Source organism: Streptococcus sp. CL9.43, from assembly GCF_049737935.1.
Classification (GTDB): Bacteria; Bacillota; Bacilli; order Lactobacillales; family Streptococcaceae; genus Streptococcus; species Streptococcus infantis_I.
The window spans coordinates 308,688-328,468 of record NZ_JBKOTS010000001.1; the positions used below are offsets into that span (position 1 = coordinate 308,688).

The 19,781-nt window shown below is 40.8% G+C and carries 15 protein-coding genes and 2 pseudogenes; 1 reads left to right on the forward strand and 16 read right to left on the reverse strand.

Annotated features, from left to right (window positions below; genetic code table 11):
• Nucleotides 1–61: 61 nt before the first annotated feature.
• The 9 genes and pseudogenes from ACLNCS_RS01500 to miaA all read right to left on the reverse strand — a co-directional run.
• Nucleotides 62–4,780 (reverse strand): annotated as a pseudogene (locus tag ACLNCS_RS01500) (Ig-like domain-containing protein); the annotation flags it as partial.
• Nucleotides 4,781–5,073: 293 nt separating this feature from the next.
• Nucleotides 5,074–6,822, reverse strand: coding sequence for a glycoside hydrolase family 13 protein (locus ACLNCS_RS01505; RefSeq protein WP_424847163.1), 1,749 nt, complete (start codon nt 6,820–6,822; stop codon nt 5,074–5,076).
• Nucleotides 6,823–7,053: 231 nt separating this feature from the next.
• Nucleotides 7,054–7,248, reverse strand: coding sequence for a helix-turn-helix transcriptional regulator (locus tag ACLNCS_RS01510; protein WP_006150191.1), 195 nt, complete (start codon nt 7,246–7,248; stop codon nt 7,054–7,056).
• A gap of 6 nt (nt 7,249–7,254) precedes the next feature.
• On the reverse strand, nt 7,255–7,584 hold the full coding sequence (locus ACLNCS_RS01515) for a hypothetical protein (protein ID WP_006152229.1): 330 nt from the start codon (nt 7,582–7,584) through the stop codon (nt 7,255–7,257).
• 396 nt (nt 7,585–7,980) lie between these two features.
• Nucleotides 7,981–8,736 (reverse strand): SDR family NAD(P)-dependent oxidoreductase, encoded by a 756-nt coding sequence (locus ACLNCS_RS01520; RefSeq protein ID WP_424846885.1) that lies wholly within the window; start codon nt 8,734–8,736, stop codon nt 7,981–7,983.
• A gap of 20 nt (nt 8,737–8,756) precedes the next feature.
• Nucleotides 8,757–9,686: a ribonuclease Z gene (gene rnz / locus ACLNCS_RS01525; RefSeq protein ID WP_424846887.1), complete on the reverse strand. Its 930-nt coding sequence runs from the start codon at nt 9,684–9,686 to the stop codon at nt 8,757–8,759.
• Nucleotides 9,687–9,700: 14 nt separating this feature from the next.
• Complete coding sequence (locus ACLNCS_RS01530) at nt 9,701–10,324, reverse strand: cystathionine beta-lyase (RefSeq protein WP_414311796.1); 624 nt, start codon at nt 10,322–10,324, stop codon at nt 9,701–9,703.
• The gene (hflX, locus tag ACLNCS_RS01535) at nt 10,317–11,555 is read right to left on the reverse strand and encodes a GTPase HflX (RefSeq protein ID WP_424846889.1); all 1,239 of its coding nucleotides are present in this window, start codon (nt 11,553–11,555) and stop codon (nt 10,317–10,319) included. Before hflX ends, ACLNCS_RS01530 begins: the two co-directional genes overlap by 8 nt.
• A complete protein-coding gene (gene miaA, locus ACLNCS_RS01540) occupies nt 11,548–12,432 on the reverse strand; it encodes a tRNA (adenosine(37)-N6)-dimethylallyltransferase MiaA (protein WP_424846891.1) in 885 nt (294 codons plus the stop codon). The genes hflX and miaA overlap by 8 nt, the downstream gene beginning before the upstream one ends.
• 122 nt (nt 12,433–12,554) lie before the next feature.
• Between miaA and ACLNCS_RS01545 the strand changes: the two genes are divergently transcribed.
• Nucleotides 12,555–12,725 (forward strand): DUF3042 family protein, encoded by a 171-nt coding sequence (locus ACLNCS_RS01545; RefSeq protein ID WP_001051780.1) that lies wholly within the window; start codon nt 12,555–12,557, stop codon nt 12,723–12,725.
• 42 nt (nt 12,726–12,767) lie between these two features.
• Here ACLNCS_RS01545 and ACLNCS_RS01550 read toward each other — a convergent pair whose 3' ends face one another.
• From ACLNCS_RS01550 to ACLNCS_RS01580, 7 genes and pseudogenes are all read right to left on the reverse strand, one after another.
• On the reverse strand, nt 12,768–13,607 hold the full coding sequence (locus ACLNCS_RS01550; RefSeq protein ID WP_225750584.1) for a thymidylate synthase: 840 nt from the start codon (nt 13,605–13,607) through the stop codon (nt 12,768–12,770).
• A 101-nt stretch (nt 13,608–13,708) separates the two neighbouring features.
• Complete coding sequence (locus ACLNCS_RS01555) at nt 13,709–14,668, reverse strand: ROK family glucokinase (protein ID WP_225750585.1); 960 nt, start codon at nt 14,666–14,668, stop codon at nt 13,709–13,711.
• A 105-nt stretch (nt 14,669–14,773) separates the two neighbouring features.
• Nucleotides 14,774–15,604: pseudogene (locus tag ACLNCS_RS01560) on the reverse strand (excalibur calcium-binding domain-containing protein).
• A 49-nt stretch (nt 15,605–15,653) separates the two neighbouring features.
• Nucleotides 15,654–16,271, reverse strand: a complete 618-nt coding sequence (locus ACLNCS_RS01565) for an alpha/beta fold hydrolase (RefSeq protein WP_424846894.1) — start codon at nt 16,269–16,271, stop codon at nt 15,654–15,656.
• The gene (gene pabB / locus ACLNCS_RS01570) at nt 16,272–17,996 is read right to left on the reverse strand and encodes an aminodeoxychorismate synthase component I (protein ID WP_016466627.1); all 1,725 of its coding nucleotides are present in this window, start codon (nt 17,994–17,996) and stop codon (nt 16,272–16,274) included. It lies immediately after the preceding gene.
• Nucleotides 17,997–18,069: 73 nt separating this feature from the next.
• Nucleotides 18,070–19,185, reverse strand: a complete 1,116-nt coding sequence (gene msrB, locus ACLNCS_RS01575) for a peptide-methionine (R)-S-oxide reductase MsrB (protein ID WP_263393881.1) — start codon at nt 19,183–19,185, stop codon at nt 18,070–18,072.
• A 9-nt stretch (nt 19,186–19,194) separates the two neighbouring features.
• A complete protein-coding gene (locus ACLNCS_RS01580) occupies nt 19,195–19,755 on the reverse strand; it encodes a redoxin family protein (protein WP_263393882.1) in 561 nt (186 codons plus the stop codon).
• Nucleotides 19,756–19,781: the final 26 nt, after the last annotated feature.

Here is a 19,781-nt window from a genome sequence, read left to right on the forward strand (position 1 = left end):
GAGGACACTTTGGTCCTCTCTGCTTCAGTTTTTCTCATTACTTCCACGTGTGTGCTCAACAGAAGTGGAGATGGTATTCACCTAGAATATCTCCGTTTTCAGCCTTAACGACAACACGAACTGGATCCCCTTCACGCACGCTTGGAATCACTGTAGCAATACCATTATCTGATACACTTGCCGTTACAGTTGCTGCTTGGTCTTCTTTAGCTTCTAGATAATAGTCAGTCAAGCCAGGGTTGAAGTTTGGCAAATCTTTTCCATCTACTTGGATTTTAGCTTGAGCTTTCTTAGCTGCAGCTACTTGTTTAGAGAAGATTTGAATTTCTGTAATGGAAGTACCCCATTTGCCATCTGGTCTAACCATACGGATACGAACCGCATAGGTATTGACTTTATCAAAGCTAAAGTGATTCATTTCTCCAGCTCTCACTTGATCTGGAGCTTTAAGATTTGTCACTTGTTTCCAGTTATTGTCATCGTTAAAGACGTGGTCTTCACTAGCTACAAAGCTTGGGTTCTTAGGAACTATTGGAACATCTTTTCCTACATAGTATTCGATGACATAAGACTTAGGTGCACCAACACCGTGGTCTTCGTGGAAGGCAACATTGAGATTGTCAACCGAACGTTTAGACATGATTCCAGAGTCACCAAATAGGATTCCCACTGATGCTTCACTAGTACGTTTCCAGTTTGTCCAGCGGTTTGCCGGTTGATCATTAAATGAGATAAGTTTGTCATTGACATTGGCTACTGAGTCACTTGCATTTGAGTCTGATGCAAAGGCAAGTGGCAACTCTGAACCTGTCCACTGGTCAGAAATGTTTGCACCAGTTTCTGTCTGAGCAGAAACACGCACATGAAGTTTCGTTGGTATCTGAGTCCCTTCCACATGTCCTGTAACGGTAAAACTACCTTCAGTTGCATATTGGCTTGGGTCAATAGCATCCCAAGTCACTTTAGCTGAAGATACTTGGCCGTTTGAGTGGTAAGTACGAACACTTTCTGGTAATTGAGGAGCTTCTGAAACTGGGGTTGTTGTAGTCACTTCTTCGACTGCAATGATACCTTCTACAGAAACTTTAGCATGAGCTTTGTTTTCAATTCCTTCTACTTTACCTAGAACATCAAAGCTGTGGTATTTAGCAAGGTCTTCCTTAGCAACTGCTTGCCAAGTTACCTTGTGAACTTTTGGAAATCCTTTATCGTACTCTACCGTTACTGTATCAGGTAGACTTGGTTCTTGGTTCAAACCTGTCACGACACTTACTGGACGAATGGCCTGGACAACTTTATTTTCAGTATTTGCCTGAATGTTCAAGTCAATCTGACCTTCAGCTCCTTCAAATTGAGCTTTCAAAGTTACTTGACCAGGTTTATGCAATTCAAGCATACCTTTACGAACAGCTACGTCTCCTTCACCTGATGTTGAGAAGGATACCTTGTCAGCTTTTAATACGGCCTGAGTTCCATCTTGATAATGAGCCAAGACTTTGATACCAACTGTTTGGTCTTCTTTCAGTGCGTCTGCATTTTCAACTTCTAGGCTTAAACGTTCAATCTGAGGAGCTTCTTGTAAGAATTGGATAGCATAAGTCTGAAGTGCTCCACCATCATTTGGTTGAACATAAATACTAGCACGCATACCATTTGCTTCGTTAGCTTGAATAACAGTCACTTTCGCATTTTCAGCTAAAGCTTTGACTTCAGGCAAAGTAGCTCCATAAGCAAGTTTATGGTATAGAACCGGTTGGTCAGTTGAGAGCCCTTCTACAGGCTGGTCTGCAACAGTTACAGTCGGTACTACTGGTGAGGCCGCTTGACCTTCTGCGACTACAAAGGTCGCAGCGATTTCATCATCGCCTGAAATTCCTTTGGCTTGGATACGAGAGCCTGGGATAGTTAATTTAGCTTGATCTTCAGCTGCAACTTCCCACCTATCAACGTCATAGTTTCCTAGAGTACCATCTGACAATACATAGGTAACAGATGGATCAACCGTACTCAGATCTGTACTTGGTGCAATTCTCTTAACTACAGGTAATTCTGCTTCGAGCGCCAAGACTTCAACACGCGCTTCTACATCTCTTCCGTCAGCCACACCTTTAACAGTAAAAATACCAGGTTGGTTGACATCAACTGCGGACCATTCTACTGGAAGTTTTGCACGGCTGCCATCACTGTAGATAAATCCTACTTTTGAAGGCATTTTCGCTGCTTGACCGATTACTGTACGAACTTTAGGAACCTCTGTACCCAAAACAGTTTTTTCCTCTTGGTCTTTCTTACCTGTGAAGATAGTTGTTTGACCAGATTTCAAGAAATCAGAGTGAGCAGTCAAGGTGAATTTACCTGCTTGCTCAGTTGATTTGACAATCACAACACCCTTACCATTAAAGGCTTTGCGAATCCATGAACCATCTGCTTGTTCTTTGTAACGTTCACGGCTGGCTTGTTCCCCGTTATCCACACCAACAATCTGACCTGGTCCATGCAACTGGAAGCGAATAAGATTATTGGCTGTAGGAACTACGTTACCTTTACTGTCAACAATTTCGTAATAGATATAAGTGAGGTCTTTTCCGTCAGCTGCGATAGCATTTTCTTCTTTGACCAAACGAACTCCTGCAGGTTCTCCAGCGGTCACAATCTTATCACGAGCAACGATGTTACCAGCTTCGTCACGAGCTACTGCTTCTAATGTACCTGGTTCAAAAGCAACCTTCCATTCAAGGTAGAGCTCATTCGCATTGGCACCTTCTTGGTAAGTACGTCCATCACTTGTTTGTTTTTTAGTAAATGTCTTCTTACCTAGAGTATTACCATTCAAGAATAGTTCTACACTTGCCGCATTAGAATAGGCACGGACTGGAATATTACCAGCTGCATCCGCTACATTCGCTTTTAGAGTAGGATTTTCCCAGTTCCAGTGAGGAAGCAAGTGAACCATTGGTTTCTTCTCAGCAGAAACCCATTGGCTTTGATACAAGAAGTAGTCATGTTTTGGAATACCAGCTGTATCTACGATACCAAAGTACGAGCTTTTAACCGGTGTGTGGTTTTGGTTGTGCCATGGAGTAGGTTCACCGATATAGTCCGTACCTGTCCAGATGAACTGACCTGCATAACCTGCATTGTCACGGTCAAAAGTCCAAGATGCTGTTGCTGTTTTACCCCAACCAACACGGTCATTACCGTAGTCTGATTGCTCGTAATTACGGTAAGCCTGATTGCTGTGGACCAATTCACGTTCTGGACGGAAATAACTTCCACGTGTACGAGTAGCTGAGGAAGTTTCAGATCCGTAAATCAACCAATTTGGATGTTTCGCACGAAGTTTCTTGTAGTTGTCTTCTGAATAGTTAAATCCAACGGCATCAAGTTCATTTGCAATCTTTTCATGATCACCACTACCATCACCAAAACGGAACTTATCTGCTCCCATAGTGACATAGCGCGTCTTATCAACAGCCTTGATAACTTGAACCAAGCGTTTAACGGTTGCTAGAGAACGAGGTCCCCCGTCTGCTTCACCGATTTCATTACCGATAGACCACATGAAGATAGCTGGATTGTTCTTACCTCGTTCAACCATGGTACGAAGGTCAAAATCAGACCATTTTTCACCTTTTTTAGCGTCTGGGTGAGTAGCATCTTTATCAAAGAAGCGACCGTAGTCATACTGTTTCTTACCACCATACCAAGTATCGAAGGCTTCTTCTTGGACCAACAAACCAAGCTCAGCAGCAATCTGCAAAGTCTGCTCACTAGCTGGGTTGTGAGTTGTACGGATAGAGTTCACACCCATATCCTTCATTTGTTTCAGACGACGGTATTCTGCCTTATAGTTTTCTTCAGCTCCAAGAGCCCCGTGGTCATGGTGAAGAGAAACCCCATGGAATTTAATGCGTTCACCATTCAAAGAGAAGCCTTCATTTGGTGTCCAGTTATAGTAACGGTAACCAAACAAGTCCTTCTTAGCATCGACCAATTGACCATCACGATAGACACGTGTCACCAATTCGTAAAGGGCAGGCTGGTCGCTATGCACCGTCCAAAGTTTTGGTTTATCAACTTGTAAAATAGCATTCAATCTAGCTGATTGATGAGCTTTCAAGACTTGACTAGCTGTACGAACTAGATCCGTTACAGCTTGACCATTACGTTCAATGATTTGATACTCAGCAAGAATTTCATGATCTTTATCATCAGTATTGACGATCTTACTTGTTACATGAGTATCTACCTTACCATTTTGTTGTTTTTCAAGGTCTGGAGTTAAGATAGTTGTTCCATTTTTCTCAGTATGGACCTTATCTGTGACTTGAAGGGTAACATCACGGTAAATCCCACTTCCTGAGTACCAACGGCTACTTGGTTGTTTGTTGATGGCATGCACTGCTACGACATTCTCGCGACCGTCTTTATGGAGATAGTCAGTGATGTCATATGAGAATTGGTTGTAACCATTTGGATAGTGACCAACTAGCTGTCCATTTACATAAACCTGAGAATCCATGTAAACCCCATCAAATGTGATACGAACATTCTTATTGAGGTCTTCTTCATCGAGTTTAAAGGTCTTACGATACCAAGCATCACCACCATTAAGTTGCCCACCTTCGTTTTGGGCAGGTGAGTCATGGTCAAAGTCATTGTAGATACTCCAGTCATGAGGAAGGTCTAATTTCTTCCAACTAGAAACATCGGCATCTGGCTTGACCGCATCTTTAGCATTGGCATTGAGCTTGAAATGCCAGTTTTGGTTAAATTCTCTTACTCGATTATCAATCAATATGTTCGCCCATCCTTGCTCTTTATTTTCATGAGTCATCATCTTCATTCATATTTTATACAATTACAATAGATACATCAATAGTTTGTCGAAAAAAGCATACTTCAGACTATGATTACTAAAATTAGTAGAAAATATTGGATATAAAAAACTGTATTGAGGCATTATGTGACAGAATTACTAAATCATATACAAAATAAAAGGTCGCTCCTTTATAGAAACAACCTTCTAATTTATTTTTTTACTGATATGGCATAATACTCCAATGAACCATGCTAGTCTATCATATAAACTACAAATCCATCTGGTAAGATGACCTCTTGTCCATCTTTAAGATGGCAATGACTAGCTAAATCAACAGAGTCTCTTTCTAAAACAAAATTCTCAGAAGACTGATTAAAGATTGCCTGAACTTCTTTTCCTTGGTAGTTCCAGCTCAAGGCAAGAACATCTGGTTCCACTTCTTCCAAGCGATAATTTCCATGCTGAATAATGCTTGCAACGTCCTTACGAACCTTGATTAATTTCTTCATAAAATTCAGCATGTCATTGTCTTCAGAAACACGATTCCAAGGCATGACACGACGGCAATCAGGGTCTGGTCCACCAATTAGGGCCAACTCTGTTCCGTAATAGATACAAGGGGTCCCTTTTTGAAGATAGAGGAAAGTTAGGGCAGCCTTGACATGCTGGATATTTCCTTTGGCAGTTGTAAGGATACGCTCTGTATCATGAGAATCTAAAAGGTTAAACATCACCTCTGAGATTTGTTGCTTGTAGTACATAGACTGGCTGTTGATTTCTGAAATAAATTGCTCCGTCTTTTTACGCTGACGCAAGAAATAATCCTTGATACTTTCAGAGAGCGGGTAATTCATGACAGCATGGAACTCGTCCCCTTGTAGCCAAGGCTGAGAAGTATGCCAGATTTCACCTAAAATATACAAATCAGGCTTTTTAGCGAGAACCGCCTTTCTGAAATCTCTCCAGAACTGATGGTCAATTTCATTGGCAACGTCCAAGCGCCAAGCATCGATATCAAAATTTTCAATCCAGTAGGTCGCAACACTTAAAAGATAGTCCCTAACCTCCGGATTAGCTGTATTCAACTTAGGCATATAGCTAGCAAAGGCAAAGGTATGATAAGGGAGTTCTCTTGGATTCTGAAGTTTATCCTCAGTAACTGGAAATTCTTGGATATGGAACCAATCTTTATATGGTGACTTTTCTCCGTTCTTTAGAACATCCTGCCATTGAGTAGACTGGTAGCCGATATGATTGAAAACAGCATCTAGCATAATCTTGATGCCCCGTTTGTGGGCTTCCTCGACTAAATTACGAAAAACTTCCTTGTCTCCAAAGTGACGGTCAATTTCAAAATAATCCGTCGTATCGTACTTATGATTGGTTGTTGCTTCAAAAATCGGACATAGGTAAAGTCCTGTGATTCCCAAATCTTTAAGATAGTCTAAGTGGTCAATAATCCCTTGTAAATCTCCACCAAAAAAATCATCAATATTAGGTGCAATGGCAGCATCCCACTCTCGAGCTCCATCTGGAGTCAAATTAGGGTTTCCATTGGAAAAGCGTTCTGGGAAAATCTGATACCAAACGGTATTTGAAACCCAGCTAGGAACCTGACATCCGTCGATTTCGTGAATATAAGGAAGCTTAAAGCCATTCCCTTCAGCATCCAAGTTTTCTTGAGTATGTTCTACACACCCCTTATCACCGTAAAAAACACCCTGACCTTCCTCATCAAGGATCTCAAAGAGATACTGAATGCGAGCGAAATCAACCGATACCGTAACTTGCCAATAGTCAAATAGGGCATCTGAGGTTACTTTGGTCATTTCTTTCTTAGCTTCATACTTATCCTCAATGAAAATAAAGGGATCTCCATAGTGTAAGATAACCTTCTGGACATCATTTTTCTTCGTTCTAATTCGGATATGTAGCTGACCTTCTTTGTAAAGATAAGCATACTCTGATTCTGGTCTATGATAAATGGCTGTTAATTCCATCATTTGTCTCCTAAAATTAATAAAACACAAACGTTTTCATAATTGCTAGTTCTAGTATACTATTTTAGCTGTTTATTTGCAATTTTTATACTAGTTTTACGATAGGTATATTGATGGACAAGGGTAAAATTGAGTAGACTCTTTTTGAGCTTTAAAAAGAGAGTTTCCATGAACTGGAAAACTCTCTATCATTACGAATCAGATGATTAGAATAAATGCTATCTGATATCTTTAATCTTCTAAAATGAAAATTTCTTCAACATGTAGTCGTAGCAGTCTTGCAATTTTCATTGCTAGTTCAAGTGTAGGATTGTACTTGTCATTCTCTATAGCAATTATGGTTTGTCGACTAACGCCTAATATTCTTGCCATATCTTCCTGACGTAGTCCTTCAGACTTTCTTAACTGTTTGATATTATTTTTCATACAGCTTTAGTCTTTCTGAAAACAATAAATGCCAATCGCCAAAACTACGATAAGGATAACAATAATCAAAAATATTCCTTGAACAAGTTTATTAGGTTCTTTGAAATCTTCATCACCGTCAATCATTTTCTGTTTTATGGCAGTTTGTGCAAATCCTTGAACAGAAATAGATAAACATAAAATCAGACATGGTAACATTTCAAGTTCAATGCCTTTTGTAATAGATTGATAAATATTAAATACTGTCCATCCACATAAGCCAAATAGAGCAGTTTTATAACCCCATTCCTCAGAACGTAGCTGAATCGCTCTGTCCATTTCATCCATTTTTCTCATGGTCCTGTTCCTCCAATCTGTTAAAACAATGTTAAGAGCCCTTTACATTTTTTATTATACTCCAAATATATAAAATGTCAAGATGTTTTAACATTTTTTATTTTTTTATTTTCTTCATCTATTCTAAGAATATTCCTAACTCCAATTTACAGTCTAATCAATCTGAAAAAGGTCAAGTTCTTTTAATCCTATTTTATCTTGACTTCATAAGCTTCGGCTATAGATATACTTTCAGTTATGTTAGACTCGAAGTTTATCCTCTCTTTTCTGCTTTCTTATCACTATTATACCTTAAAGTGGCTAAATCGTTATAAACTGTCTGTTTTTCATGTGGTATTTTTCTACAAATTAGCAACCGAAAAAAATAAAAAGCCATTCCTCAAGGGAACAACTTTCTCACTTATAATTAAAAGTTTCCCCAGCTAACTTATCTGCTAACTTGGGAAAGAGGGTATAAAATTTATGAGCTAAATTTAGCAAGGCTGGGAGATTGAGTTCCCGTTTATTTTTTCCTATGGTTTTGACAATCTTTCTAGCTACTGCATCTGGCTCGAGTAGGAAGCGGTCAACTGATTTTAGATAACTGCCGTCTGGGTCAGCCTGGTCGAAAAACCCTGTACGGATAGGACCGGGATTAACCGTCGTCACATAGACACCATAGGACATGAGCTCAAGGCGAAGAGCATTTGAAAAACCGATGGCCGCAAACTTGGTCGCTGAATAGAGACTAGACTTGCCAGTCGCTATCAATCCTGCCATGCTGACGATATTGATGATATGACCTTTTCGAATCTCCTTCATACGAGAAGCAACCAAACGAGACAGATTCATCAAAGCAAAAGTATTGACTTCAAACATTTGATGAATGTCTTGATCAGAAATCTTGTCAAAATCTTCAAAAATCCCATATCCAGCGTTGTTAATCAAGACATCAATCTTACCATAACGCTGATAGAGTTCAGCAACCAGTTCTTCTAAGGCTTGATCGTCGGTAATATCAATTTCAATCAATTCTGCCTGAGGATGATTTCCGTATAGCTGAACTAGTTTTTCCTTATTTCTACCAAGCAAAATGAGTTGGTCTTGAGGTAAGAGTTTGACCATTTCTTGGGCTAGACCCCCGCTAGCACCTGTAATGAGAATAGTAGACATACTTTTCCTTTCTCAAACTTCTAGATTTCCACTTCTTCCAAGTCTTTGACCACATGGACGTTTTCAAAAATCGATGCCGCATCTTTCTTAAGCTTGCTAATATCCTTTGAAAGGAAGCGTGCACTGATATGGTTGAGCAAGAGTCGTTTGGCTCCCGCTTCTGTTGCCACCTGCGCAGCCTGCATATTGGTTGAGTGGCCATGATTGCGGGCAATTTTCTCATCACCTTTACCATAAGTGGACTCATGGACAAGGACATCTGCATTGACAGCCAGACGAACACTGGCATTAGTTTTTCGAGTATCACCCAAGATAGTGATAATCTTACCTGGACGTGGCGCTGAGATATAGTCTGCTGCCTTAATCTCGGTGCCGTCTTCTAGGATGACATCCTGACCGTTTTTAATTTTTCCAAAGAGTGGTCCAAAAGGTACGCCGGCAGCCTTTAATTTTTCAGCATCCAGAGTGCCTTCTAGGTCCTTTTGCATGACACGGTAGCCCACACAGAAAATAGTGTGATCCAACTCTTCCGCATACACCGTGAATTTATCTGTTTCAAGAATTTTCCCAAGAGAAGCTTGGTCGAACTCATGAAAATGAATCTTATAGGGCAGGCGTGAACCTGACACTCGTAGACTGGTCAAGACAAAAGATTTGATGCCTTGGGGACCATAGATTTCCAAATCTGTCTGCTCTTCATTTGCTTGAAAGGCACGGCTAGAAAGAAATCCAGGTAAACCAAAGATATGGTCTCCATGCAAGTGGGTGATAAAAATTTTGCTGACCTTGCGTGGTCGAATCGTGGTTTCCAGAATGCGATTTTGCGTTCCTTCTCCACAGTCAAAGAGCCAGACTTCGTTAATCTCGTCCAAGAGTTTCAGGGCGAGACTTGAAACGTTGCGGGCTTTAGAGGGCTGACCAGCCCCCGTTCCTAAAAATTGAATATCCATTTGCTACTTTCTAATTAATCAATATATAACATAGCGGTGCGGTTTTCCGAGCGATAATAAAGCTTGCCAGAAAAAGCTCTAGCTTCTTGTAGTAAATCCTCTTGGCTATATCCCTTAAGTCGCTTTCTTCCATCTGCTAAATTTTCCAGATCTGTCAAGGCTGTGAGATTTTCCAGGCTGACTACTTCCTCTTCACCAATCGCCTTCATGTAAATCTTACCAGACTCCTCAAAAACTAGCTGATGGGGAAAAATTTGCGCTATCTCAAAGAGTAATTCATCCGTAATTGCTTCCTCGTTCTCTGAGAAAATGCGACCAAGACCTTCTTTCTCGTAGCAAAATCCAAAGGATTTACCAGATAGATTGAGGCGAATAAAGGGCTTGCTTTCCAAAGCGAAACTTGGTTCAGCATTATAGAGGTTCAGTTCTTGGCTGACTTCTGCAAAATAATCGGTCGCAGCCTCTGGGCTCTTTTTCTGGTAGAGCTCGGCAAAGTAGGCATTCACTACGCTGGGTGGAGGTGTAATGAGAGCTAGTTGCTCCTCTTCAGACCTACCAGCTAAAAGTTGGTCCAGATAGACCTTGTCTAAACTTGTATAGCCACCATACTTGAGAGCTAATGATTTGATATCAGTCATAAAATTCTTCTAATCTCCATTTATTTTTCTCAGAAATGAAGCCTGTGATGACTTCGCCGTCATCTTGATAATCCCTTTCTTCTAGGATAGCAACACTCTCTAAATCGTGAATCTTATATGATTTAGAAAAAGGTACACGCAAGGTAAAGGGTTCAAAAATGTCCTTGATCTTATCTAACAACAAAGCCTGCAACTGCTCACGACTATCCGCCGACTTGGCAGAAATCAATGCATATGGGGTTTGGGTAGGCGTGAAATCCTCCATCAAATCCGCTTTATTATAAAGGGTCAAACGAGGAATATCCTCCATATCCAAATCTTTCATGATAGAAAGGACTGTTTTTTCATGTTCCTCATGGTAAGGATTGCTGGCATCAATAACATGAACCAGAAGATCTACATGCTTGCTTTCTTCCAAGGTCGACTTGAAACTAGACACCAACTCTGTCGGTAGGTCTTGGATAAATCCAACGGTATCTGTCAAGGTTACCTGTAGATTGCCCCCCAGATGGATGCTCTTAGTCGTCGCATCCAGAGTCGCAAAGAGCTCATCCGCCTCATACTGGGTCTTACTGGTCAAGGTGTTCATGATAGTTGATTTCCCAGCATTGGTGTAGCCAATCAAACCAATCTTGAAGGTGCTTGACTCCAAACGTTTTTCTCGAACTGTCGCTCGATTTTTCTCAACGACTTTGAGCTGACGCTCGATATCTGTAATTTGGTTGCGAACGCCTCGACGGTTAAGTTCCAGCTGGCTTTCACCTGGACCACGAGAACCAATCCCTCCTGCCTGACGGCTAAGCATAATCCCTTGACCAACCAAACGAGGCAAGAGGTATTTAAGCTGAGCTAGATGAACTTGGAGCTTCCCTTCATGGCTTCGAGCTCTCATGGCAAAGATATCTAAAATCAACTGCATCCGGTCAATGACCTTGACACCGAGAACTTCCTCGAGGTTAACATTTTGCCGTGGTGTCAGACGGTTGTTGACGATGACTGTCGTGATTTCTTCTGCGTCCACCATTTGAGCAATTTCTTCCAACTTACCAGAACCAACAAAGGTCTTGGAATCGTATTTTTCTCGTTTTTGTCTGTAACTATCGACTACGACTGCACCAGCCGTCTTAGCCAGACTAGCCAGCTCTTCCATGGAGAGGTCAAAATTATCCATACCCTGGAGTTCAACACCAATCAGCAGGACCCTCTCCTCTTTTTTCTCCGTTTCAATCATTTAAAAACTCCTCAATCTGGTTTAAAATACGGTCTGTCACACCAGATTCTCCTATTTGATAAAAGGTCACCTGCATACGATTACGGAACCAGGTTAGCTGGCGCTTGGCAAATCGGCGAGTCGCTTGCTTGAGACTATCGCTAGCCTCCTCCAAACTCTGCTCTCCTCGAAAATAGGGAAAGAGTTCCTTGTAACCGATCCCTTTAGCAGCCTGCACATCTGGATAATGGTCAAACAACCACTTGGCTTCGTCTAGAAGTCCAGCTTCAAACATCAAATCCACTCGGTGGTTAATCCGTTCATACAATTGACTCCGCTCATCATCCAGACAAATAATCAGAGCTTCATAAGGACTCTCCTGATTTTCCAAATCTTGAGAAAAATGAGCAATTTCCAAGGCACGCATAGCACGGCGACGATTAAATTGGGGAATTTCAAGGCCTGCTTGATCCACCAGATGTGCTAACTCCTCATCTGAAAAAGGTTCTAGACTAGCACGATAAGCTAAAATATCCTCATGGGGTGTCTCCCCACCAAGATGATAGCCTTCTAGCAGACTCTGGATATAAAGTCCAGTCCCACCAGCAATAATTGCAAGCTTACCTCGGCTTTGAATATCCTCAATAGCTGTCTTGGCCTCTGAAACAAAATCAAAAGCCGAGTAAGACTCGGTTACATCTCTCACATCAATCAAGTGATGAGGGACAGTTGCCTGCTCCTCTGGACTAGCCTTGGCCGTTCCAATATCTAGCCCTCGGTAGACTTGTTGGCTATCTCCACTGACTACTTCGCCATTAAATCGCTGAGCAACTTCAATGGCTAGTGCAGTCTTTCCAACAGCTGTTGGACCAACAATCACAATTATTTTTGTTTTCATCGTTTTTCCTTGAAAAATTCCCATTTTTTCGTTACTATTATTATATCACAAAATGGACAGGCAGAAAAATGCTATCTCTTAAGCTATTTCCGTCTGATTTATAAATAAAAGGAGGAAGACTCATGGCTAAAGGATTTGCTAAAGGTCTCGTAACAGGTGTTGCAGGAACTGTGGCTGCTGTTGCAGGTGCAGTATACGCATTCAAAAAGAAAGTGATTGAACCAGAAGAACAAAAAGCAGCTTTCATCGAAGAAAACCGTAAAAAAGCAGCTCGCCGTCGCGTATCACGCTAATAAACAAAAAGAAGTTGGAAATTCCAACTTCTTTTGTTGTTCTTAAATAGCCAAATCAAATTTCAATTGCGGTTTCACTGGATCATAGTCAACCAACTCAAAATCTTCTGCTTTAATATCAAAGAAGTTGGTCTTGTCTGGTACATTCAAGACCAAACGTGGTTGGCAATTTGAAGGTTCACGACGGAGCAATTCCTGAGCTTGTTCAAATTGATTGTCATAGATATGAAGGTTATTGATAAAATAGAAGAATTTTCCAACTTTCCAACCAAAGTGTTTGGCAATCATCATTTGAAGAGCTACATACTGCATGGCATTGATGTGATGAGCAACCAGCATATCGTTAGAACGCTGGGTCAAGGTTGCATCCAGGTAAATTTCCCCATCTACTCGACGGACATCAAACATGGTCTGGAAGGCACACGGAAGAAGGCCATCTGTTTCTTCGAAGGCTTGGTAGTCCCAGAGAGAGATGATATTACGACGGTTCCAAGGATTAGCTTCCAACTGTTTGAGAATCTTGTTAATGATGTCATGCTTCTTAACAACAGCCCCGTAACGCTCACCGATTGTCCCTGTATCTCCTACTTCCCAGTCATTCCAGTAGTGAACATTGTACTTATCATTGAGAACTTCCAGGCTATTTGATTGATCTTGGTAAATCCAGAGCACTTCTTTAATGGCTGATTTGATAGCAATTGGACGCAAGGTTGTAATTGGAAATTCACCCTTAGACAAATCATACTCTGCAAAAGCACCTGTAATGTACTTGGAGTTGGCAACTGTTCCATCCTTATACTTGGGACGAGCTTGTTCTGAAAAGACTCCTTCATTGAGAATTCGCTCAATATTTTCTTTAAAAATCTTATCTGCTTTTGTCATTTACTCTCTCCTCAACGTTTATTCTTAACTAGTATAGCATAAAAAAAGAAAGGAGGAAAATCACTCGCTTCAAGATAGTGATTTTCTCCTTCTTTTGTTTCTTATTGCAAGACAAGAGATGCTGCTCCGATAACTCCAGCGTCATTTCCTAGAGTCGCAAGAGCTAATTTCGTTGTTGTACGAACTTGTGGGAAGGTATTTTCATCATAAACCTTTTGCACACCTTGGAGAAGGAATTCCCCAGCAGCTGAAACTCCACCACCGATAACGATTGTTGATGGATTTAGGATAGAACCGATGTTGGCACATGCAATACCCAAGTAACGTGAGAAGTTACGGTAAACGATCAAAGCGAGGTCGTCCCCTTCTTTTGCCAAATCAAAGACGGTTTTAGCAGTTACTTCTTCTCCGTCATCAATCAAGCGTTTTAAGGCTGCATCACCTTCATACTCATCTGCATAACGACGAGTCAAGTTGACAATACCTGTTGCTGAAGCTACTGTCTCAAGACAGCCTTTTTTACCACAAGTACATGGGATTGGTTGGTCAAAGTCAACAGTGATGTGTCCAAGTTCACCTGCAGCACCTGCAACACCGTGGAGCAATTTGCCTTCTGCCACGATACCGCCACCAACACCTGTACCCAGAGTCATAAAGACAACGTCTGGTTGGTTTTCACCGGCCCCCATCCAACGCTCACCAAGAGCAGCTACGTTAGCGTCATTGTCAATAAAGAATGGAATACCCAAGGCTTTTTCCATCTTTTCTTTGATTGGTTGAAGAGTTTTCCAGTTGAGGTTGTAGGCTCCGATAACAGTTCCATTTTCACGGTCAACTACACCAGGTGAACCCATACCAATCCCTTGGAAATCCGTAGCTGACAATCCAAGCAAGTTCAAACGATGTTGAATTGATTCAATCATATCGTCTACGATATGGCTTCCTTCATCCAAAATGTTAGTTTTAATAGACCATTTTTCTTGGATTTCTCCTTCTTGAGTTAAAATTGCAAACTTGACAGAAGTTCCACCAAGGTCAATCCCAATAATCTTTTGACTCATCTTTTTCTCCTTTATATTTATTAATGGAAATGCTTACAGACATAGTATAACAAAATCGTTAGATTTGTGCAAAGCTTTGCATTACCTTTCCAGATTATTTCTACTCTATGGTTTCCACAAACCAGAAGCATCTACATAATAGCGTCCACCATCCACTCGCTCATTCTTAGCCATTTTACCATCCGATTTCAAATAGTAATTTCCTTGCCATGCATTGCGAGCATAAGATCCATCTGATTTCAAGTAATACCAGGCTTGGTAAGAAGAATCATAGATCCACTCATTCTGAGCCATTTTCCCATTTGACTTGAGGTAATATGAACCTTGCCAAGTATTATGCGCATAAGCTCCATCTGATTTGAGGTAATACCAGGCTTGGTAGTAAGAATCATAAATCCATTCACCCTGAGCCATCTTACCATCTGATTTGAGATAGTAACTTCCCTGCCAAGCATTACGTGCATAAGATCCATCTGATTTAAGGTAATACCAGGCTTGGTAATAGTTATCGTATACCCACTCATTCTCAGCCATTCTTCCATCTGACTTGAGATAGTAAGCACCCTGCCAAGTATTTGTTACTGTTTTCCCATTTTCAGAAAAATAGTACCAAGACCCATTTTGACGAACCCAGCCACTTTCAGCTGCTACACTTGGGGTAGGTGCTACATTGGTGTTAGTTTGAGATGTACTCGACTTTTTCTCTTATAAAACACCCTTAGGCGCATTCTTTGATTCACAGGCAATCCCATCATGATCTTTATCTAAAGTAGCAGAATACCCTTGTTCTCCCTTATGAATATCTGCATAACCATTCTACCAAGCTTCCTTACAGCTTGAAAAATGGATACTTTCATCTGCCACAACTGGATGTAAAAACAAAGCTAGAGCAGGTAAAGAAGCTAGACCAAGTTTTAATAAATGACGTTTGTTCATGATTTCCTCCTAAAATTATAATATTAATCTCGATATTATTTTATCAAACTTATTTCTGCAATTCAAGAAAACTTCTAGTTATTTCTGCAAACTCTTTTGGTTTGGCCCTATTCAGAACATGAGGTCCATCAGGAATAATCTGAAACTGAGAATTTGGAATCAGTTGTTGCAGATCTTTCATAGACTTTAGATTAGGCTTATCCTGACTACCACAGATTAAAAAAGTTGGATATGAACAATTCTTTGCAATCTCTCTTAAATCAAGTGTTTTTAATTCTTCAGATACTCCAACTAAAAGCGATTTGTCTGCTCCCTGCTTCTCAAATATCCTTTTTGGGAGTAGTTTAAATATCAGAGATTGAATATAAAAAGGGATGTTTCCCGCTAGTTTCAATGGACAACCTGATAAAATCAAGGCCTGAAGATTTGGCAGATTGTAACTTGACAATTCTAATGCAAGTGCAGCCCCTAAGGACAAACCGATTAAGACAAAAGGTTCTGTCTCCTCTGACAAGTGCTGATAAATGCGCTCCTTAGCTTCTTGGTAGGTAGCAACTCCGGAAGGGAATAACTCTAGGGCTTCAGAGGGATAATCTGCGAGAAAATCCTGAACTTCTTTCCAACTATCTGCTGACTGTCCCAAACCGTGTAAAAATATTAGTTTCATTTAATGCTCCTTTTTTACTGACAACTCATACAATCCCCTAACTGCATTACAGCCATAGATAGCTTCTGCTTGTGCCAAATCTTCTATGGTCAAGACCTTCTCTTCTACCTGCCCACTTTCAAGTAAATGTTGACGATAAATCCCTGGTAACAGGCCTAGCTGACTAGGAGGTGTATAGAGCTTGCCATCCATTTTTAAGACCAGATTCCCAATAGAGGTTTCAAGCAATTTTCCACCAGCAGTGTGATAAATGATTTCCTGATCTCCCACTGTCAAATGTGGTCGGAATGTCGTCTTAAAGTAGGTAAATGCCTGTTGCAAATCAGCTTCTTGCTGACAAAGCTTGGCCTGACAAAAACTAGAGCTAAGTGGTGTCAATACTTGTCGTTCAATTTCAATCTCTCCAGATTTGCTGAGACTGATTCGCAGTCGATATTCTTGATGGAAGTCACAGGCTTGACACTCCTCCTCTATCTTTTGTTTCAGAACTTCTGGATCAAATGGAAAGGCAAAATAACGACTAGCCTTTTGTAGTCTTTCAAGATGTTGAGTTTCAAAAAGTAATTTCCTCTGGCTAATTTTTCCTGTTGTAATCAGTTGAAAACGAGGCTGTTTACGATAGAGAACTGCCGCTTTTTGATGGACTTCACGGTATTCTGACTCCCAAGTACTATCCCAAGTAATGCCTCCACCGACTCCATAGATGGCTTGTCCTTGATGCAGTTGAATAGTTCGAATAGCCACATTGAAAATCCGTCGCCCATTGGGAAGTAAAAGACCAATCGTCCCACAGTAAACTCCACGCGGTTGTGGTTCCAAGTTCTTAATAATTTCCATGGTCGCTATCTTGGGAGCTCCTGTGATGGATCCACAAGGAAAGAGTGATCGGAAGATTTCTACTAGGTCAACATTCGGTAGTAACTGACTCTTGATAGTCGAAGTCATCTGCCAAACCGTTGAATATTGCTCCACTTGGCATAAACGTTCCACATGCTCACTTCCAACCTCAGACAGGCGATTCATGTCATTGCGCAAGAGGTCTACTATCATCATATTTTCTGAGCAATTTTTGGGATCTTGTTCCAACCAAACCGCCTCTTTCAAGTCTTCAGCATCAGTCAGACCACGTTTAGTCGTCCCCTTCATAGGACGAGTGGTCAACTCACGCCCATTTTGCTCAAAAAAGAGTTCTGGACTCATGGAAATCACTGCCATGTCGTCATGTTCAACATAGGCATTATAACCTGCTTCCTGTTCCACCACCATGCGATTGTAGATAGTAAAAGGATTAGCACTTAAATGCTGCTTGAGTTGGACAGTATAATTGACCTGATAGGTATCCCCTTGCCTTAAATGATGGTGAATTTGGGCAATAGCCTTTTCATAGTCCTCTGCAGAAGTTACTTCCTGCCAGTTTGAAGGCAAATCCACCTTCTCATAAGTCAGAGGGATACTGGATTTTTCTACACTGTCATGAACGGTGAAATAGAGGAGATACTCTCCCAGTAAGGGAACTGAGTGGACTGCTAACTTCTCCTCAAAAGCTGGTGCAGCCTCATAGCTGACATAACCTACCACATAATAGCCCTGCTCTTGGTAGCTTTCTACTTGTGCCAGCAAGTCTGACACTTCTGCTAAATCTCTCGTTTTTAACTCTTTGATAGGTTGAGTGAAGGTGTATCTCTCGCCCAAAGTCCTAAAATCAATCACTGTTTTTCTATGCATATCCTAAGTATACCATAAAAGCCAGACCCCAACAGGAGATCTGGCTTTTTTATGATTGATTTAAATCTCAAGTTTACTCGACATAATCCAACAAATAACCATAACCCTTTTCTTCCATTTGATCCTTAGGAATAAAACGGATGGATAGACTATTGATACAATAGCGTAGACCTCCCTTGTCCTTAGGCCCGTCTGTAAAGACATGTCCTAGGTGAGAATCCCCTGTTCTACTTCTGACTTCTGTTCTGACCATATTATAAGACTTGTCTTCCTTGTAGGTCGCAACATCTGGACTGATAGGCTGGGTAAAGCTAGGCCAACCACAGCCCGATTCAAACTTATCTTTCGAAGAAAAGAGGGGTTCGCCAGTCGCAACATCCACATAAATACCTGCTTCAAATTTATCCCAGTAACGATTTGAAAAGGCACGTTCTGTTTGACCGTTTTGAGTCACAGCATACTCTTCAGGAGAGAGAAGTTTTTTCAATTCATCGTCACTCGGTTTTGGATATTTACTTGCATCAATAACAGGATAGGCTGCTTGATTGACATTGATATGGCAATATCCATTAGGATTTTTCTGGAGATAGTCTTGGTGGTAGTCCTCAGCCACGATAAAATTTCTTAAGGCTTCTTTTTCAACCGCTATAGGTTCGTCGTACTTCTTAGCAACTTGATCAAAAACTTGGTTGATGACTTCTAAATCTTTCTCATCTGTATAATAGACTCCTGTTCTGTACTGAGTCCCCACATCATTTCCCTGCTTATTCTTACTGATTGGATTAATAATCCGGAAATAATGAAGCAAGATTTCTTTTAAAGAGATTTGATTGGCATCATAGGTCACATGAACAGTCTCAGCATGCCCGGTTTGGCCAATCAATTCATACTGGGTTGTTTCTCCTCTACCATTAGCATAGCCCGAAACAGCATCTGTCACACCTGCTACTCGTGAAAAATACTCTTCGACACCCCAGAAACAACCTCCCGCTAGATAAATATCATGTAGGTCAGCATCTTTTCTTGGCTCAGTATTTTTCTTAGCATGTTTCCCCTGACTAACTGCTGCCTTCTCAATTTGAGAGGTATCAGTGTAGCTAGCGCTTCTTTTTTCCCAAAGAAATAAAACTCCTAAAATAAGGAAGATAATGATTCCAATCGACAGGATTATTTTTAATTTATCATTCATAATAAGCCTCTAATTCATAGTCTTTAAATTCTCTAAAATAGTTTCCTTGTCCATAAAGCCTGGTTGAGTCTTCACCAATTTGCCTTCTTTATCAATAAAGGCCTGAGTCGGATAAGAACGAACTCCGTAACTCGCTAAAAGTTGTCCCGAAGGGTCTAACAATACTGGTAAATCTTTATAGTCCAAGCCTTGATACCATTTCTTGAAGTCTTCTTCTGACTGCTCTCCTTTTTGACCAGGAGAAACCACTGTCAAGATGACATAGTCATCACTTGCTTCTTTCGCAAGCTCATCGGTATCAGGTAAACTAGCTAGACAAATAGAGCACCAAGATGCCCAAAATTTGAGATAGACCTTTTTGCCTTTATAATCTGATAGGCGATAGGTTTTCCCATCAACTCCCGTCAGTGAAAAGTCTGTAACTGCTTCTCCTTGTTTTGCAATTTGAGAACTAACTTGTTCATTTTTGTCTCCGTTTTGCTTATCAGCTTGGCTCTCCATCTGATTGTTACAAGCCGATAGACAAACCAGACTAGCGCAGACCAATATAGTTGCTTGCCATTTTTTCATTTTCATCACCTTTCTCGCTCATCATA

What these genes read in the sequence shown, in the direction of transcription:
- ACLNCS_RS01505 (WP_424847163.1), bottom strand. Translation starts at nt 6,822, where the DNA reads ATGGAATTAACAGCCATTTATCATAGACCAGAATCAGAGTATGCTTAT.
- ACLNCS_RS01510 (WP_006150191.1), bottom strand. Translation starts at nt 7,248, where the DNA reads ATGAAAAATAATATCAAACAGTTAAGAAAGTCTGAAGGACTACGTCAG.
- ACLNCS_RS01515 (WP_006152229.1), bottom strand. Translation starts at nt 7,584, where the DNA reads ATGAGAAAAATGGATGAAATGGACAGAGCGATTCAGCTACGTTCTGAG.
- ACLNCS_RS01520 (WP_424846885.1), bottom strand. Translation starts at nt 8,736, where the DNA reads ATGTCTACTATTCTCATTACAGGTGCTAGCGGGGGTCTAGCCCAAGAA.
- rnz (WP_424846887.1), bottom strand. Translation starts at nt 9,686, where the DNA reads ATGGATATTCAATTTTTAGGAACGGGGGCTGGTCAGCCCTCTAAAGCC.
- ACLNCS_RS01530 (WP_414311796.1), bottom strand. Translation starts at nt 10,324, where the DNA reads ATGACTGATATCAAATCATTAGCTCTCAAGTATGGTGGCTATACAAGT.
- hflX (WP_424846889.1), bottom strand. Translation starts at nt 11,555, where the DNA reads ATGATTGAAACGGAGAAAAAAGAGGAGAGGGTCCTGCTGATTGGTGTT.
- miaA (WP_424846891.1), bottom strand. Translation starts at nt 12,432, where the DNA reads ATGAAAACAAAAATAATTGTGATTGTTGGTCCAACAGCTGTTGGAAAG.
- ACLNCS_RS01545 (WP_001051780.1), top strand. Translation starts at nt 12,555, where the DNA reads ATGGCTAAAGGATTTGCTAAAGGTCTCGTAACAGGTGTTGCAGGAACT.
- ACLNCS_RS01550 (WP_225750584.1), bottom strand. Translation starts at nt 13,607, where the DNA reads ATGACAAAAGCAGATAAGATTTTTAAAGAAAATATTGAGCGAATTCTC.
- ACLNCS_RS01555 (WP_225750585.1), bottom strand. Translation starts at nt 14,668, where the DNA reads ATGAGTCAAAAGATTATTGGGATTGACCTTGGTGGAACTTCTGTCAAG.
- ACLNCS_RS01565 (WP_424846894.1), bottom strand. Translation starts at nt 16,271, where the DNA reads ATGAAACTAATATTTTTACACGGTTTGGGACAGTCAGCAGATAGTTGG.
- pabB (WP_016466627.1), bottom strand. Translation starts at nt 17,996, where the DNA reads ATGCATAGAAAAACAGTGATTGATTTTAGGACTTTGGGCGAGAGATAC.
- msrB (WP_263393881.1), bottom strand. Translation starts at nt 19,185, where the DNA reads ATGAATGATAAATTAAAAATAATCCTGTCGATTGGAATCATTATCTTC.
- ACLNCS_RS01580 (WP_263393882.1), bottom strand. Translation starts at nt 19,755, where the DNA reads ATGAAAAAATGGCAAGCAACTATATTGGTCTGCGCTAGTCTGGTTTGT.